Here is a 14514-nt window from a genome sequence, read left to right on the forward strand (position 1 = left end):
GCGCGTAGCCTGGTGCGGACGGGGGCGTCAGGGGGGCGGATGGCGGGGGCCGGGAGGTCATTTGCCATCCGGGGGGCGGAGTGCGTATGGTGGTAGATCGTTTGATCCCATTTGCCCGGCGCCAGAACAGAAGCGCGCCGCGTGGCGCGTTCTCTCCCTTGCCGTGGCTGACCGCATAGAGGCGGTCGTGTGAAACACACGGAGTTTGGGCGCGTGCCGAGACTCCGGAAGGTTTCGCATTTCGCATGTCCATTTCCACTGAGCAGTCCGTCATGCCCGCACTCGACGAGCAGACGGTCCCCGAGGTGACGGCGGCCGACGAGGCGCCCGAGACCGACACCGTCACCTTCGCCGACCTCGGACTGCCCGAGGGCGTCGTCCGCAAGCTCGCGCAGAACGGTGTCACCACCCCCTTCCCGATCCAGGCCGCGACCATCCCGGACGCGCTGGCCGGCAAGGACATCCTCGGCCGCGGCCGCACCGGCTCCGGCAAGACCCTCTCCTTCGGTCTGCCGACCCTGGCCCGCCTCGCCGACGGCCGCACCGAGAAGAAGAAGCCGCGCGCGGTCATCCTCACCCCGACCCGTGAGCTCGCGATGCAGGTCGCGGACGCCCTCCAGCCCTACGGCGACGTGCTCGGCCTCAAGATGAAGGTCGTCTGCGGCGGTACGTCCATGGGCAACCAGATCTACGCCCTGGAGCGCGGCGTCGACATCCTCGTCGCCACCCCCGGCCGCCTGCGCGACATCATCAACCGCGGCGCCTGCTCCCTGGAGGACGTCCAGGTCGCGGTCCTCGACGAGGCCGACCAGATGTCCGACCTGGGCTTCCTGCCCGAGGTCACCGAGCTGCTCGACCAGGTGCCGTCCGGCGGTCAGCGGATGCTGTTCTCCGCCACGATGGAGAACGAGATCGGCACGCTGGTCAAGCGTTACCTGACCAACCCGGTCAGCCACGAGGTCGACAGCGCCCAGGGCAACGTCACCACCATGACCCACCACGTCCTGGTCGTGAAGCCGAAGGACAAGGCGCCGGTCACCGCCGCCATCGCCGCCCGCAAGGGCCGCACCATCATCTTCGTCCGCACCCAGCTGGGCGCCGACCGCATCGCCGAGCAGCTCGTCGAGTCCGGCGTGAAGGCCGACGCGCTGCACGGCGGCATGACGCAGGGCGCGCGCACCCGGGTGCTCGCGGACTTCAAGGACGGCTACGTCAACGCGCTGGTCGCCACCGACGTCGCCGCCCGCGGCATCCACGTCGACGGCATCGACCTGGTCCTGAACGTCGACCCCGCCGGTGACCACAAGGACTACCTGCACCGCTCGGGCCGCACCGCCCGCGCCGGCCAGTCCGGCACCGTCGTCTCGCTGTCGCTGCCGCACCAGCGCCGGCAGATCTTCCGGCTGATGGAGGACGCGGGCGTGGACGCCTCGCGCCACATCGTCGGCGGCTCCGGTGCCTTCGACGAGGACGTCGCCCGGATCACCGGTGCGCGCTCGCTCACCGAGGTCCAGGCCGACGGCGCCAACAACTCCGCCAAGCAGGCCGAGCGTGAGGTGGCCGAGCTGACCCGCGAGCTGGAGCGTCTGCAGCGCCGCGCCACCGAGCTGCGCGAGGAGGCCGACCGGCTGACCGCCCGCGCCGCCCGTGAGCGCGGCGAGGACCCGGCCGAGGCGCTGGCCGCCGCGGCCGAGACCGCCGAGGCCGAGGCCGCCGCCGAGGCCGCCGCGCCGGCCCAGGCCGCCGACGAGCGCCGCGACGACCGGGGCAACTTCGAGCGCCGCGACCGCCGTGACGACCGTTCCGGTGGCCGGTCGTTCGACCGTGACCGTCGTGACGACCGTGGTGGTCGTTCCTTCGACCGTCGTGACGACCGTTCGGGCGGCGGTTTCAACCGTGACCGCCGCGATGACCGTTCCGGTGGTGGCTTCAACCGCGACCGCCGTGACGACCGTTCCGGTGGCCGGTCGTTCGACCGTGACCGTCGTGACGACCGTGGTGGTCGTTCCTTCGACCGTCGTGACGACCGTTCGGGCGGCGGTTTCAACCGTGACCGCCGTGACGACCGTTCCGGTGGTGGCTTCAACCGCGACCGCCGTGACGACCGCCCCGGTGGTGGCTTCAACCGCGACCGCGGCGACCGTCCGAACCGCCCGTTCAACCGTGACGACCGCTCCGGCGGCCGTTCCTCCGGTGGCTACCGCTCCGGCGGCGGCGACCGCCCGTTCAACCGTGACGACCGCTCCGGCGGCCGTCCCCCGCACGGCGGCCACCGCTCCGGCGGCGACCGTCCGTACGGCCGCCGGGACGACCACCGCGGCGCCACGACCGGCTCCTTCGGCCGCCGTGACGACAAGCCGCGCTGGAAGCGCAACGGCTGATCGCACCCGCTGACCGCGGGGCCCGTACGCACGCAAGTGCCGTACGGGCCCTGCGTGTTGAGGTGTGGAAAGGGTGCCGCGGCCGGCCCGCCGGAGGGCTCCTCGGGGTCCCGCCGGGCAGCTTGATCCTTAATGCCTTCGGGCTGGGGCACTCGCTCGGGCTATGCTGCTCGGTGCGGGCCATTAGCTCAATTGGCAGAGCAGTGGACTTTTAATCCATTGGTTCAGGGTTCGAGCCCCTGATGGCCCACCAGAAGCGGACGGGAGAACCGTCCGGCCCGCACAGCGTCGCCCCGGGGGCCCGGACCGTACACGGTCCGGGCCCCCGGCGTTTCCCGGTGTCCCCGGCCGTCTCCGGGCGGGCGGACGCCAAGTGTCCCCGCCCGGAGCGATCTTGTGGCGCCGGCCGGCCGCGTGACCCGTCCGGCCCCCGGCGATTCGCCGCCCGGCGCCGCAGCGGAAACCCTGGGTACGTCGACGCGGCCGCCACCACGGTGCTCGTACGGACGGGCGGGAGCGGGAAGAGGCCGGTGCGGATGCTCCAGGACGAAGCGCCCCCCAGGGACGACGGGGAGCGGCAGGCGCGCCACGGCGGGACGGTCACGTCCGGCCGCCGGCTGGTGCGCCTGCTGCCCGCCCTCCTGATCGCCGGCGGCCTCGCCTTCGGCATCGCCACGCCGGCCGCCTACACCGCCGCCCCCTTCTTCTGCGCCGCCCCGCTGACCGCCGCGGCGCTCTCCTCCCTGCGCGCCACCGCACTGGCGGCCCTGGCCGCCGTGCTCGGCGAGATCTGGGCCGTCACCTACCGCGGCGCCCTGGAGGGCGGGCGCGCGTCGCTGGCGGAGAGCGCCATGGTCGTGGTGGTCGCCCTGCTGGCCCTCGGCATCAACCGGCTGGTCCGCCGGAGCGACGCCCACCTGGCGTCCGCACGGGACATCTCCGAGGCCGCCCAGCGCGCCGTCCTGCCCTTGCCGCCCCCGCAGCTCGCCGGGCTCGCCGTCGCCGCCCGCTACGTGGGCGCACGGGCCGACGCCCGGATCGGCGGCGACCTCTACGCCGTGCAGGACACCCCGCACGGCGTACGGCTGATCGTCGGCGATGTCCGGGGCAAGGGCCTGGAGGCGGTGGAGGCCGCGGTGGTCGTCGTCGGCGCCTTCCGCGAGGCGGCGGAGCAGGAGACGACGCTGGAGGCGGTGGCGGGGCGGCTGGAGCGGGCGCTGCAACGGGAGGGCGGGCGGCGGGCCGGGCTGGACCAGTTCGAGGGGTTCACCACCGCCGTGCTCGCCGAGATCCCCGCCAACGGGCAGTCCGTGCTGCGGATCCTCAACCGCGGGCACCCCTCCCCGCTGCTGCTCACCCCGGACGGCGGGCTGCGCGAACTGGTGCCCCAGGCGCCGGCGCTGCCCCTGGGGATGGGCGAGGTGGCGAGCTGGCCGGACCGCTCGGACGAGACGTTCTTCCCGGCCGGCGCCCAGCTGCTGTGCTTCACCGACGGCGTGACCGAGGCCAGGGACCTGCGGGGCCGCTTCTACCACCCGCCGAGCAGGCTGCGCGGCCGCCGCTTCCCGGGCCCGGACGCCCTCCTGGACACCCTCGTCGAGGACGTCGCACGGCATACGGGAGGCGCACCGGCCGACGACATGGCGCTGCTGGCGGTGCAGCGGCCCATGGGGGTGTAGGTGGGGCCCATGGGGTGTGGGGTGTAGGGGAGGGGCGGCGGGGCGTCCGAGGTCCGGGAGAGGGCGTGCGGGGGGCGTACGGGCGGTCTCAGGCGTCTGCCGCGCTCTCCGTCCCCGTCCCCGTCCCCGTCCCCGTCCCCGGCTCCGTCCCCGTCCCCGGCTCCGTCCCCGGCTCCGGTGCCGACGCCGGCAGCCGGTGCAGGAGTTCGCCGTGCGGGCCGGTGAGGGCGACCGGGCGCTCGTCGAGGGCGAGGGTCAGCAGCGGGGTGTCCCGGGGGTGCGGTGCGCGAGGGGCCGGGGCGGTGAGCCAGGGCGTGAGGGTGTGGTGCTCCTGGGAGATCCAGTGGCCGCCGCCGGGCCGGCCGCGCAGCAGCGACCGGACGAGATGCGCGAACTCCTCGCGGCGGGCGGGCGACAGGCCGGACAGCACCTCGCTGTGGAAGACGACCAGGGTCGCCCCGGGCGGCGCCTCGGCGGCGAGTGACGGCAGTTCGTGGAGCAGGTCGCCGCGCACCATCCGCGGCCGCGGCACCGGCCGTACCGCCTCGACGGCCGCGGCCAGCCGGGCGGCCCGCGCCCCGTCGCCCGGCCAGACGAGCGCCTGCAGCCAGCGCAGATCGTCGGCGTCGGCGACCGGGTCGAGCGGGTCGAGGTCGATACCGGCCCGCCAGGCGATCCGGGGCAGCCGGCCGGGCACGGGCAGCGCGTCGGCCGCCCCTCCCGTACGGCACTCCAGCACCAGCGGGCTCTCCGGCGGCCCCACCTCGGCCAGGAGGGCGCCGCCTCGGGGAGCGTCCTCCCGGGGGCCGCCCCGGTTCCCGCCGTCCACGTCGCCGTCGTAGCGGTAGCGGTAGCGCTCGGGATACAGGCACAGCCCCGCCGACGCGCCGACCTCCAGCAGGGCCAGCGGCTGCGGCAGGCGGGCGAGCAGCGGCAGCAGGGTCGCGCAGCGGGCCGGCTCGTCGGACCGGGCGGTGCGCTGCATGATCACGGCGCGCACCTCGTCCCAGTGCCGGACCGTCCACTCGCGCCAGCGGCCGTACGCCACGTCGCCGCGCGGCCCCAGCTCGGCGTGCGGGCCGTCGAGGTAGCGGACGGCGGCGAGCAGGAGGTCGGGCTGCTGGCCGGCACCGGCCGGCAGCGACCCCGACAGCAGATCGCAGAGCTCGGGGTCCTGGCCGATCCGGGCGCTCAGCTCCTCGTGCGCCGCGGACCGCCCGCGCGCCCGACGCCAGGAGAACTCCCGGTACCGCTCCGCCACTCCCCAGGTGCCGGCGGCAGCCCTCGCGACGTTCCCGGTGTTCCCGACGTTGACGACCATGATCCGACGTTACTGCTCTCACGTTCCGTAACCGAGGGGCACCCCTCCGCATAACAACTGACGCACAATCAACGCGAGATCGTTTAGCGTCGCGCGGTCGACTCGCCCGGTTTGCCGCCGTCCCGGCCGAAAAAGTCCATGCCACGGCTCGTGCGCGGCCGCTAAGGAATCGTGGGAAGGCTTGGAATTCGGCTGCGATCTCTATTACTGTCCGATAACGCAGCGCGGTCGTCCCAGCCGTCGCCAGAGGCGGCACCGTGCGCCGACGCCGAATCCCGCATGCGCTTTTCACGCACCTCCAGCACCTCGAACTGCACCAGGGAACCGGGGAACCACTTCCTTGGGGTGAATCGGACGCTCTCCGCCAGCGGGCGCCCGTAGGAGACCTTCCTGCTCCGAACCCGTCAGCTAACCCGGTAGGCGAGAAGGAAGGAAAGGAGAGCGCCTCCGTGGCGTCCAACAGTCCTGCCCCCGAGGGTCCGTCCGCCTACGAGCTCGACGACCGGGGTGCCTTCCCCGGCCCCGGCGGGGCGGAGGGCGGCAACGACGGGCCGTGGGAGGAGTGGAATCCCACCGAGGATTCCGTCCGTCCGGTCCGCGGCAAGCACCGGGTGGCCAAGCAGCGCGGCGGCGGACTCAGCCGCGGCGGCACGGTCCTGGGCGTCGGCGTCATCGCCGCGGTCGGGGCCGGCGGCATGGCGTCGGCCGAGGGCCGTCCGCCGGTGCCGATCTCGATGCCCGACGTCGGCGGGATGGCCGACGACCTCGCCGGCACACTGCCGGACGCCGCGTCCCTCCCCGGCGTCGGCGACCTCATATCGGACACGGACTCCGACTCCGCGGCGGCCGGGGACGCCGGCACGGACGCGTCGGCCGCCGGGCCTCTCACCCGGGCCGCCCGCACGGGCTCCGGCGCGGACGCCGGCGAGGCGCTGCGCAGCCGCATCCTCCAGCAGGCCGACGCGCAGAAGGACGCCGCCGACCAGGAGGCCCGCGAGTCCGCCGAACACGCCGCCCTCAAGGCCGCCGAGAAGGACGCCGCCGCCCACCAGAAGTCGGCCGAGAAGGCCGCCGCAGCCAAGAAGGCGGCCGAGATGGAGGCCAAGCGCGAGGCCGAGGAAGCCGCCCGGAAGAAGGCGGAGGCCGCCCGCCTCGCCGAGCTGGCGAAGAACTTCATGGCCCCCGTCTCGTCGTTCACCCTCACCGCGAGCTTCGGCCAGGCCGGCGACCGCTGGGCCGCGGACCACACCGGACAGGACTTCGCCGCACCGACCGGCACTCCCGTCAAGGCCGTGCACTCCGGCACCATCACCCAGGCCGGCTGGGCCGGCTCGTACGGCTACCGCATCGTGCTCACGCTCGACGACGGCACCGAGCTCTGGTTCTGCCACCTGTCCTCGATGGTGAAGACGTCCGGCAAGGTCGGCACGGGCGATGTCATCGGCCGCGTCGGCGCCACCGGCAACGTCACCGGGCCGCACCTCCACCTGGAGGTGCGCCCCGGCGCCGGCGACCCGATCGACCCCATGCCCTGGCTGCGCGACCACGGCATCAACGTGTGAACGCCTGACGGGAGTTGACGCCGGGGGCGAGAGCGGAGGGAATAAATCCGCTGCCCCCGGCGCTGCCGCCACGCATGACCGCGACACACACTCCGCACAGCCGCCGGGCCCTCGGCTCGCTCTCCGTCTCCCCGCTGTCCCTCGGCGGCAACGTCTTCGGCTGGACGGCCGACGAAGCCGAGTCCTTCGCCGTGCTCGACGCCTACACGGCCGGCGGCGGCAACTTCGTCGACACCGCCGACGTCTACTCGGCCTGGGTCCCCGGCAACAAGGGCGGCGAGTCCGAGACGGTCCTCGGCAACTGGATGGCCGCCCGCGGCAATCGCTCCGAGGTCGTCATCGCCACGAAGGTCGGCGCCCACCCGGACCTCAAGGGCCTGTCCGCCGCCACCATCAAGTCCGCGGTCGACCTCTCCCTCGCCCGTCTGCGCACCGACTACATCGACCTCTACTACACCCACTACGACGACGAGTCGGTCGAGGTCGGGGAGTTCCTCACCGCCCTCGACGACCTCGTCCGGGCCGGCAAGGTCCGCGAGATCGCGGCGTCCAACATCTCGGCGAAGCGCCTGGAGGAGTCACTGGACTTCTCCGCCCGCGAGGGCCTGGCCCGCTATGTCGCCCTCCAGCCGCACTACAACCTGGTCTCCCGCGACACCTACGAGGGCGAACTCGCCGACGTCGCCGCCCGCCACGGCGTCGCCGCCGTCCCGTACTACGCCCTCGCCTCCGGCTTCCTGACCGGCAAGTACCGCCCGGACACGCCCACCGACAGCGCCCGCTCCGGCGCGGCCGCCAAGCACCTGGCCACCGACCGCGGCCTCCGCGTCCTGCAGGCCCTCGACACCGTCGCCACCACCCACCAGGTCGAACCCGCCACCGTCGCCCTCGCCTGGCTCGCCGCCCAGCCCACCGTCGCGGCCCCCATCGCCAGCGCCCGCACCGTGGCCCAGCTCCCGGCCCTCCTCGCCATGACCGACCTGACCCTCAGCGACGCCGAACTGACCATCCTCACGGAGGCGTCGGCCTGAACCACGAGACAGGTGAGGGGCGTGGCCTCGCCGGCCCGCCCCTCCCCTCTTCGTATCTGCTCTCCGCCCCCGCCCTACTTCCGGCGATCCACCGCCACCCACGAGGCGAGCGCCATCCCACCCGCCACCGCGCACACCGAGGGCCACGCCCCGATCTTCCCGGCCAACGGATGCGACCCGGCAAACGCCACCACATACGCCCCACCCAGCGCCCCCGCCGTCGCGTTCCCCGCCTTCCGCCGCCACTCCCTGGCCGCCACCACCCCGGCCACAGCCAGCACCACCCCACCGACCGGCCGCTTCTTGGTCCAGCGGGCGGTGGCGTAGCCGCCTAGGAGGCCGGTGGCGGCCACCGCCGCCGTGGGAATCCCCGCCATCACACTCACCCTTCTCCGCACTTCTGCGCCCTTCCGAGAACGAACAGGACACATCTCTTCTTTCCGACCCTACGCCGCACCGTCGGCACGCCGGACGCGGGTGCCGACGGTGCGGTGGACTCGCGGAGCGCAGCGACGAGTTGAGCCCACGAGTGCGCCCCCCGTCAGGCCGGTAGCGCCTCGAGCAGGCAGGGTCCGTGCCCGGCGTCGTCGGCGGGTCTCATGGCCGACCCTGGGCGATCCACGCGTCCAGCAACGCCGTCCGTCCGCACCCCTGGTAGTACCGCAGATGCTCCAGCAAGTGCTGTTCGCGGGTGAAGAAGTCGGGGGAGGGGCCCAGGAGGTGGGCTCGGCGGCGGTGGAAGGAGAGGGTGGTGGCGATGGTGGTGTATTCGGTGACGGCGCGGGCGGCGGCGGGGCCCTGGGTGTCGTGGGCCAGGTCGCGGGCCAGGGCGCGGGTTTTGAGGGAGGAGAGGGCGGCGGGTTCGGTGGGGGCGAGCCAGCCGGCGGTGATGTAGGGGGCGAGGTAGCCGCGCAGGGAGAGCAGTTCCTGGTTGCGGGCCCAGATGGCCAGCCAGGTGAGGGCGAGGAGGACGGGGACCATGAAGAGGCCGTAGACGGTGAGGAAGCCGAGGTCGCCGAGGGCGGAGGCACCGTTCCAGATGGCGTGCAGGAGGACCGAGGTGAGCAGGCCGAGGAGGGCGAGCGCGATGCGGGCGCCGCGGCGGCGCGGGTAGCGGGTGGCGGCGATGCCGAAGGCGAGGCCCGTGAGGATCGTGAAGAGCGGGTGGGCGAAGGGGGAGACGATGATGCGGAGGAAGAAGGTGCCGGCGGTGAGGGAGTCCAGGCCGGAGTGGCCCATCGACTGGTCCTCGCCGAAGGCGTTGCCCAGGTAGAGGATGTTCTCGGTGAAGGCGAAGCCGGTGGCGGTGATCCCGGCGATGACGATGCCGTCCGTGATGCCGTCGAAGTCGCTGCGGCGGAAGCGGTAGAGGAGGAGGACGGCGGCGGACTTGACCACCTCCTCGACGACCGGGGCGATGACCGTGGCGCCCCAGGCCTCGGCCTCGGAGGCGGACGTCGAGGCGATGTTGGCGGCCAGCCAGTCGGTCGCGAAGCCGTTGGCGAGGAGCGCCACCAAGGTGGCGGCACAGGTGCCCCAGGCGAAGGCGAACGCGAGGTTGCGCCAGGGCTCGGGCGCGATGCGGTCGAGCCAGCAGAACGCCGCGACCAGGAGCGGTACGGGGAAGACGGCCAGGCCCAGGCCCACCAGGAAGCCTTCGGTGCCGGTCTCCTGGCGGACCATGCCGACGATGATCACGCCGGAGAGCGCGAACATCGAGACCAGGGCGACGGCGCGGAGGGTGGTGCTGTGCCAGGGCGCCCAGCGGTGGCGGCGTGCGGCCGCCTCCGCATGCGGGTGGGATGTGTACGGGGGCGGGACGGGCGCGGACGGCGGGCGCGGCGGCTGGGGCGGGTACACCCGTCGACCCTAACGAGCGGCGGTCGCCCTACGCGTCGCGGCGGCGGAAGAGGAGGTCGTGCACGACATGCCCCTTGTCCAGGCCCTGTCCCTCGAACTTGGTGAGCGGGCGGAAGTCCGGACGCGGCGCATAGCCGGAGTGGAGGTTCTCCAGCGTCGGCTCGGCGGAGAGGACCTCGAGCATCTGCTCGGCGTACGGCTCCCAGTCGGTCGCGCAGTGGACGAGGGCCCCGGGTGCGAGCCGGGTGGTCGCCAGCGCGAGGAACTCCGGCTGGATGAGGCGGCGCTTGTGGTGGCGCTTCTTCGGCCAGGGGTCGGGGAAGTAGACGCGCAGGCCGGCGAGGGAGGCGGGGGCCAGCATCTCGCGCAGCAGGATGATCGCGTCGCCGTTGGCCACCCGGATGTTGGACAGGCCGTTCCGCTCCGCGAGACCGAGCAGGTTGCCCTGCCCGGGGGTGTGGACGTCGCAGCCGAGGATGCCGGTGCCCGGGTCGGCGGCGGCCATCTGCGCCGTCGCCTCGCCCATGCCGAAGCCGATCTCCAGCACGACCGGCAGCCCGTCGAAGAACGCGTCGAGGTCGATCCGGGAGAGCCCGTCGATGTCCAGCCCCCAGGTGGGCCACAGGCGGCGCAGGGCGTCCGCCTGGCTGGGCGAGACCCGGCTGCGGCGCGGCTGGAACGACCGGATCCGACGCTCGTGATGCGAGCCCGCGGGGTCGGCGGCGGGGCCGGTCCCGTCGGGGAACATGGGCTCGCCGCGGCGGGGGGTGGCCGCCGAGACGGCCGTGGCCCCGAGGGTGCGGGGTGCCGGCTCGTCGGCTGCGCGGGACGCGGCTCCCTGGGAGGCGGCTTCCCGGGCAGGTGAGCCCTGGGTACCGGCTTCCGGAGCGCCGGCTTCCGGTGCGTTCGCGTCGGTGGCGTCGGTGGCGTCGGTGGCGGGGGTGGCGGGATTCTCGGACACAGTGAGTTGATTCTACGGATGGCGGGCGGCGGAGGGGCCGGGGCGGCGGCTGAGCGCCGGGGGCAGCGGTTAGCGCCCCGGGGGCGGGCACGGAGCCGGGGTCGGGCTCCGGCGCGGGAAGAGCCGGGACGGAGCGGCGGGCGGCCTCCCGGTTTCCGTGGCTGCACCCGGCGGACCGGGCGGGTTCTCCGTGCCCAGCCGGTCGGGCAGGCAGCGCCGGGGCGGGACGGGCCCGCGGTCGGCCTCCCGGCCCCAGCGGCTGTACCCCGCCCGAGCAACCGACCAGGCGGGCTCCCCCTACCCAGCCCGCCGGTTAGGTTCCCCTCCCTCAGTCCCCCACCAGCCCCAGCACGCGTCGTGCCACCTCCCGCCCGATGGGCAGGGAAGCCGTCGCGGCCGGGGACGGGGCGTTGAGGACGTGGATCATGCCGGGGGACTGGGCGAAGAGGAAGTCGTCGACGAGGGTGCCGTCGGGGAGGACGGCCTGGGCGCGGACGCCGGCCGGGGACGGGAGCAGGTCCTCCTCGCGGGCGGCCGGGAGCAGGCGGCGGACCGCGTCGGCGAAGGCGTGCCGGGACAGGGAGCGGTGGAGTTCGCCGGCGCCGTAGCGCCAGTGGCGGCGGGCTATCCGCCAGGAGCCGGGGTAGGCGAGGGTGCCGGCCAGCTCGGCGGGGCGGATCGTGCGCCAGTCGTAGCCCTCGCGGGCCAGGGCGGGGACGGCGTTCGGGCCGATGTGCACGGCGCCGTCGATGCCGCGGGTCAGATGTACGCCGAGGAAGGGGAAGGCCGGGTCGGGGACGGGGTAGACCAGGCCGCGGACGAGTGCGGCGCGCTCCGGGGCGAGGGTGAAGTACTCGCCGCGGAACGGGACGATCCGCATGCCCGGGGCGTCGCCGGCCAGCCGGGCGATCCGGTCGCAGTGCAGGCCGGCGCAGTTGACCAGGGCGCGGGCGCGGTGGACCGTGCCGTCGGCGCTGCGGACCGCCACCCGGCCGGGGCGGCGGCCGATGGTGGTGACCTCGGTGCCGTAGACGATCCGGGTGCCGGCGTCCTCGGCGAGCCGGGCGAAGCGGCGGGCGACGGCGCCGAAGTCGCAGACGCCGGTCGTGCCGACGTGGATGGCGGCCAGGCCGCGCACCTCGGGTTCGTACTCGGCTATCTGGGCGGGGCCCAGCTCGCGCACCGGGAGGCCGTGTTCGCGGCCGCGCTGGATCAGGCCGTGCAGCCGCGGCAGCTCGCTGCGGTCCGTGGCGACGATCAGCTTGCCGGTGACCTCATGCGGAATATCGTGCTCGGTGCAGAATTTCACCATCTCCGCCGAGCCCTGGAGGGCGAAGCGGGCCTTGAGCGAGCCGGGTGGGTAGTAGATGCCGCTGTGGATCACACCGCTGTTGCGGCCGGTCTGATGACGGGCCGGACCGGACTCCTTCTCCAGGACCACGACGCGCGTGCCGGGCGCGGCACGCGTGATCGCGTAAGCCGTAGACAGTCCGACGATGCCGGCACCGATCACCAGCACATCGCAGTCGTACGCCGCCACTGCACCTCCCCAACCGCATGACCGCAGGCCCGCCCGTCGCCGCGGACCCGCGCATCATCGCCGACGACGTATCCCATCATGACGGCCGGCACTGACAATGCCGATCGGACAGGCCAGGGAGGCCGGCACGGCGGTCTCCCGCAGGGCGGCCCGCCGGCGGGCGGTGCGCCGAGACGCTCCCGCACGCACGGTCTGCCCGGACGCTCCGCCCCGTATGCGACCCGCCCGTACGCCCGTCCGTATGCGCCCCGCTCGTAGGCGACACGTCCACCCGGCCCGTCCGCAGGCGACACGTCGAGACCGCCCGTCCGTACCGCGCCTCCGTACCGCCCGCCCGAACGGCCCGTCCGCACGCCCCACCCCCACACCCGCCTCTAAGCCGGCGCCGCCAGCAGCGGTCTCGCCCGCTCCCGCAGCTCGACCACCCGGGGTTCGTCGCCGTACGGCTCCAGGCGGTGCAGCAGGTCACGGACGTACTCGGTGGTGCGGGCGGAGGAGATCCGGCCGGCCACCTCGACCGCGCGGGTGCCCGCCGCGCAGGCCGCGTCCAGATTGCCGGACTCCAGTTCGGCGACCGCGGAGACGACGAGGCGCAGACCGTGCGAGCGGACGAACTCCTCGGTGGGCCGGGAGAGCGCCTGCTCGGTGAAGCGGCGGACCTGGCGGGGCAGCCGCAGATCGCGGTAGCACTCGGCGGCGTCGGCGGCGAAGCGCTCGTACGAGTAGAAGTCCAGCCAGGAGGGGTCGGGGTCGCCGCCGCGGGAGCGCTCCAGCCAGCCCTCGGACGCCTTCAGCGCCACCTCGCAGGCGCGCGCCTCCCCGGCCTTGGCCTGCGCCCGCGCCTCCACCAGGCGGAAGAAGCTCATCGTGCGGGCCGTCGCCAGGCCGCGGTTGCGCTCCAGGGCGGCCTGGGCGAGGTCGACGCCCTCGTCGGCGAAGCCCCGGTAGGTCGCCTGGAGGGACATCGAGGCGAGGACATAGCCGCCCAACGGGACGTCGGCGGCGGCCCGGGCGAGCCGCAGCGCCTGGATGTAATACCGCTGCGCCGCCTCCTGCTGGCCCGTGTCGAAGGCCATCCACCCCGCGAGCCGGGTGAGTTCGGAGGTCGCCCCGAAGAGCGCCCGGCCCACCTCGTCGCTGTAGGAGGCGAGGAGCAACGGGGCGGCGTCCACCCGGAGGCACTCCGGCACCATGGACGAACGCCAGTCGCCGCCGCCGTACTTGGAGTCCCAGCGGCGCGCGTCCACCGCCGCCTCGCGCAGCTTGCTGACGTCGCTGTGCCCGACGTGCTGCGGAATGCCGCCGTCGCCGGCCGCCGCGGCGTCCTTGTCGCGGGCCTCGGCGGCCTCGCGCGCCACCGAGCTGTCGGCCGGGGATATCAGCCAACGGGAGGCGGGGGTGGCGTACGCGGTGACGGCGAAGGATCCGGCCAGGCTCTGCCAGATGCCACCGCCGCCCGCCCGCCGTCCGGCCAGATCGAGGCGGTACAACTCGGTCGCGGAGCGCACCGCGGCACCCACATCGCGGGGGAACGCCAGGCCGACCTCGGGCGCCGGGTCCGCGTCGGCCAGCCCGATCTCGTGCAGCGGGACCGGCCGGCCGAGCTTGCTGCCGATCGCGGAGGCGATCAGATGGGGCGCGGCGCCCTGCGGCACCATGCCCTTGGAGACCCACCGCGCCACCGACGTCTTGTCATAGCGAAGCGTCAGTCCGCGCTGCGCACCGAGGTCGTTGACCCGGCGTGCCAGTCCGGCATTGCTGATACCCGCGAGGGCGAGAACGGTGCCGAGCTTTTCGTTCGGCCCGCGTATATCCCTGGACATGCGCACCCCTCGACACAGCGACGGCCGCCCCGCTACCCCGGGGCATGCGTCCACCCAGAGTAGTTCGCCGGATCCCGACCGTTAAGGGCCGGTATCCCGGATGGCGAGATTCGTGTTCAAACAGGGGTACGGGAATTGGCATGTGCTCCGGGTACGTGTGCCCGTGCGCCCGTCCGTGCGCGCTGGCCGCCCGTTATCGGGAGCGCTTCCATGTCTTCTGCGTGGGTCGGCCCGCTGTACTGGATCCAGTGGGCTGGGGGATACCGTCACCTTCATTCCCCGCGGGTGACGGTCCGGTCCGGGGGGCGCAGCCCGCTTCCCGGACCGTCGCGCGCACGGCCTCCGGCCGGCCGTGG

10 protein-coding genes, 1 tRNA gene and 1 riboswitch are annotated in these 14514 nt (G+C 73.9%); of the genes, 5 read left to right on the forward strand and 6 right to left on the reverse strand.

The genetic code is table 11. The features are described from left to right. Positions 1-245: 245 nt before the first annotated feature. From K7396_RS19500 to K7396_RS19510, 3 genes are all read left to right on the forward strand, one after another. On the forward strand, positions 246-2381 hold the full coding sequence (locus K7396_RS19500) for a DEAD/DEAH box helicase (protein ID WP_152104810.1): 2136 nt from the start codon (positions 246-248) through the stop codon (positions 2379-2381). Positions 2382-2558: 177 nt separating this feature from the next. Beyond that, positions 2559-2634 (forward strand) — tRNA-Lys (locus K7396_RS19505). A gap of 283 nt (positions 2635-2917) precedes the next feature. Continuing rightward, positions 2918-4060, forward strand: a complete 1143-nt coding sequence (locus K7396_RS19510) for a PP2C family protein-serine/threonine phosphatase (RefSeq protein ID WP_152104811.1) — start codon at positions 2918-2920, stop codon at positions 4058-4060. 88 nt (positions 4061-4148) lie between these two features. Here the strand turns inward: K7396_RS19510 and K7396_RS19515 are convergent, their stop codons facing one another. After that, complete coding sequence (locus K7396_RS19515; protein WP_152104812.1) at positions 4149-5381, reverse strand: DUF2332 domain-containing protein; 1233 nt, start codon at positions 5379-5381, stop codon at positions 4149-4151. A 292-nt stretch (positions 5382-5673) separates the two neighbouring features. Continuing rightward, positions 5674-5819, forward strand: a riboswitch (cyclic di-AMP (ydaO/yuaA leader). A gap of 11 nt (positions 5820-5830) precedes the next feature. Between K7396_RS19515 and K7396_RS19520 the strand changes: the two genes are divergently transcribed. Next, positions 5831-6943 (forward strand): M23 family metallopeptidase, encoded by a 1113-nt coding sequence (locus K7396_RS19520; protein ID WP_086721903.1) that lies wholly within the window; start codon positions 5831-5833, stop codon positions 6941-6943. 74 nt (positions 6944-7017) lie between these two features. Further along, complete coding sequence (locus tag K7396_RS19525; RefSeq protein WP_086721902.1) at positions 7018-7974, forward strand: aldo/keto reductase; 957 nt, start codon at positions 7018-7020, stop codon at positions 7972-7974. Between the two features lie 74 nt (positions 7975-8048). On the opposite strand, the gene K7396_RS19530 is transcribed toward K7396_RS19525, so the two are convergent. The 5 genes from K7396_RS19530 to K7396_RS19550 form a co-directional block, all read right to left on the reverse strand. Continuing rightward, a complete protein-coding gene (locus K7396_RS19530; RefSeq protein ID WP_152104813.1) occupies positions 8049-8351 on the reverse strand; it encodes a hypothetical protein in 303 nt (100 codons plus the stop codon). A gap of 220 nt (positions 8352-8571) precedes the next feature. Continuing rightward, complete coding sequence (locus K7396_RS19535) at positions 8572-9834, reverse strand: PrsW family intramembrane metalloprotease (protein ID WP_223660107.1); 1263 nt, start codon at positions 9832-9834, stop codon at positions 8572-8574. A 28-nt stretch (positions 9835-9862) separates the two neighbouring features. Then, positions 9863-10795, reverse strand: a complete 933-nt coding sequence (trmB, locus tag K7396_RS19540; RefSeq protein ID WP_152104814.1) for a tRNA (guanosine(46)-N7)-methyltransferase TrmB — start codon at positions 10793-10795, stop codon at positions 9863-9865. A gap of 328 nt (positions 10796-11123) precedes the next feature. Continuing rightward, positions 11124-12335, reverse strand: coding sequence for an L-2-hydroxyglutarate oxidase (gene lhgO / locus K7396_RS19545; protein WP_152104815.1), 1212 nt, complete (start codon positions 12333-12335; stop codon positions 11124-11126). Positions 12336-12709: 374 nt separating this feature from the next. Continuing rightward, a complete protein-coding gene (locus K7396_RS19550) occupies positions 12710-14158 on the reverse strand; it encodes an MFS transporter (RefSeq protein WP_086721072.1) in 1449 nt (482 codons plus the stop codon). Positions 14159-14514 lie beyond the last annotated feature (356 nt).

Source organism: Streptomyces angustmyceticus (assembly GCF_019933235.1).
Classification (GTDB): domain Bacteria; phylum Actinomycetota; class Actinomycetes; order Streptomycetales; family Streptomycetaceae; genus Streptomyces; species Streptomyces angustmyceticus.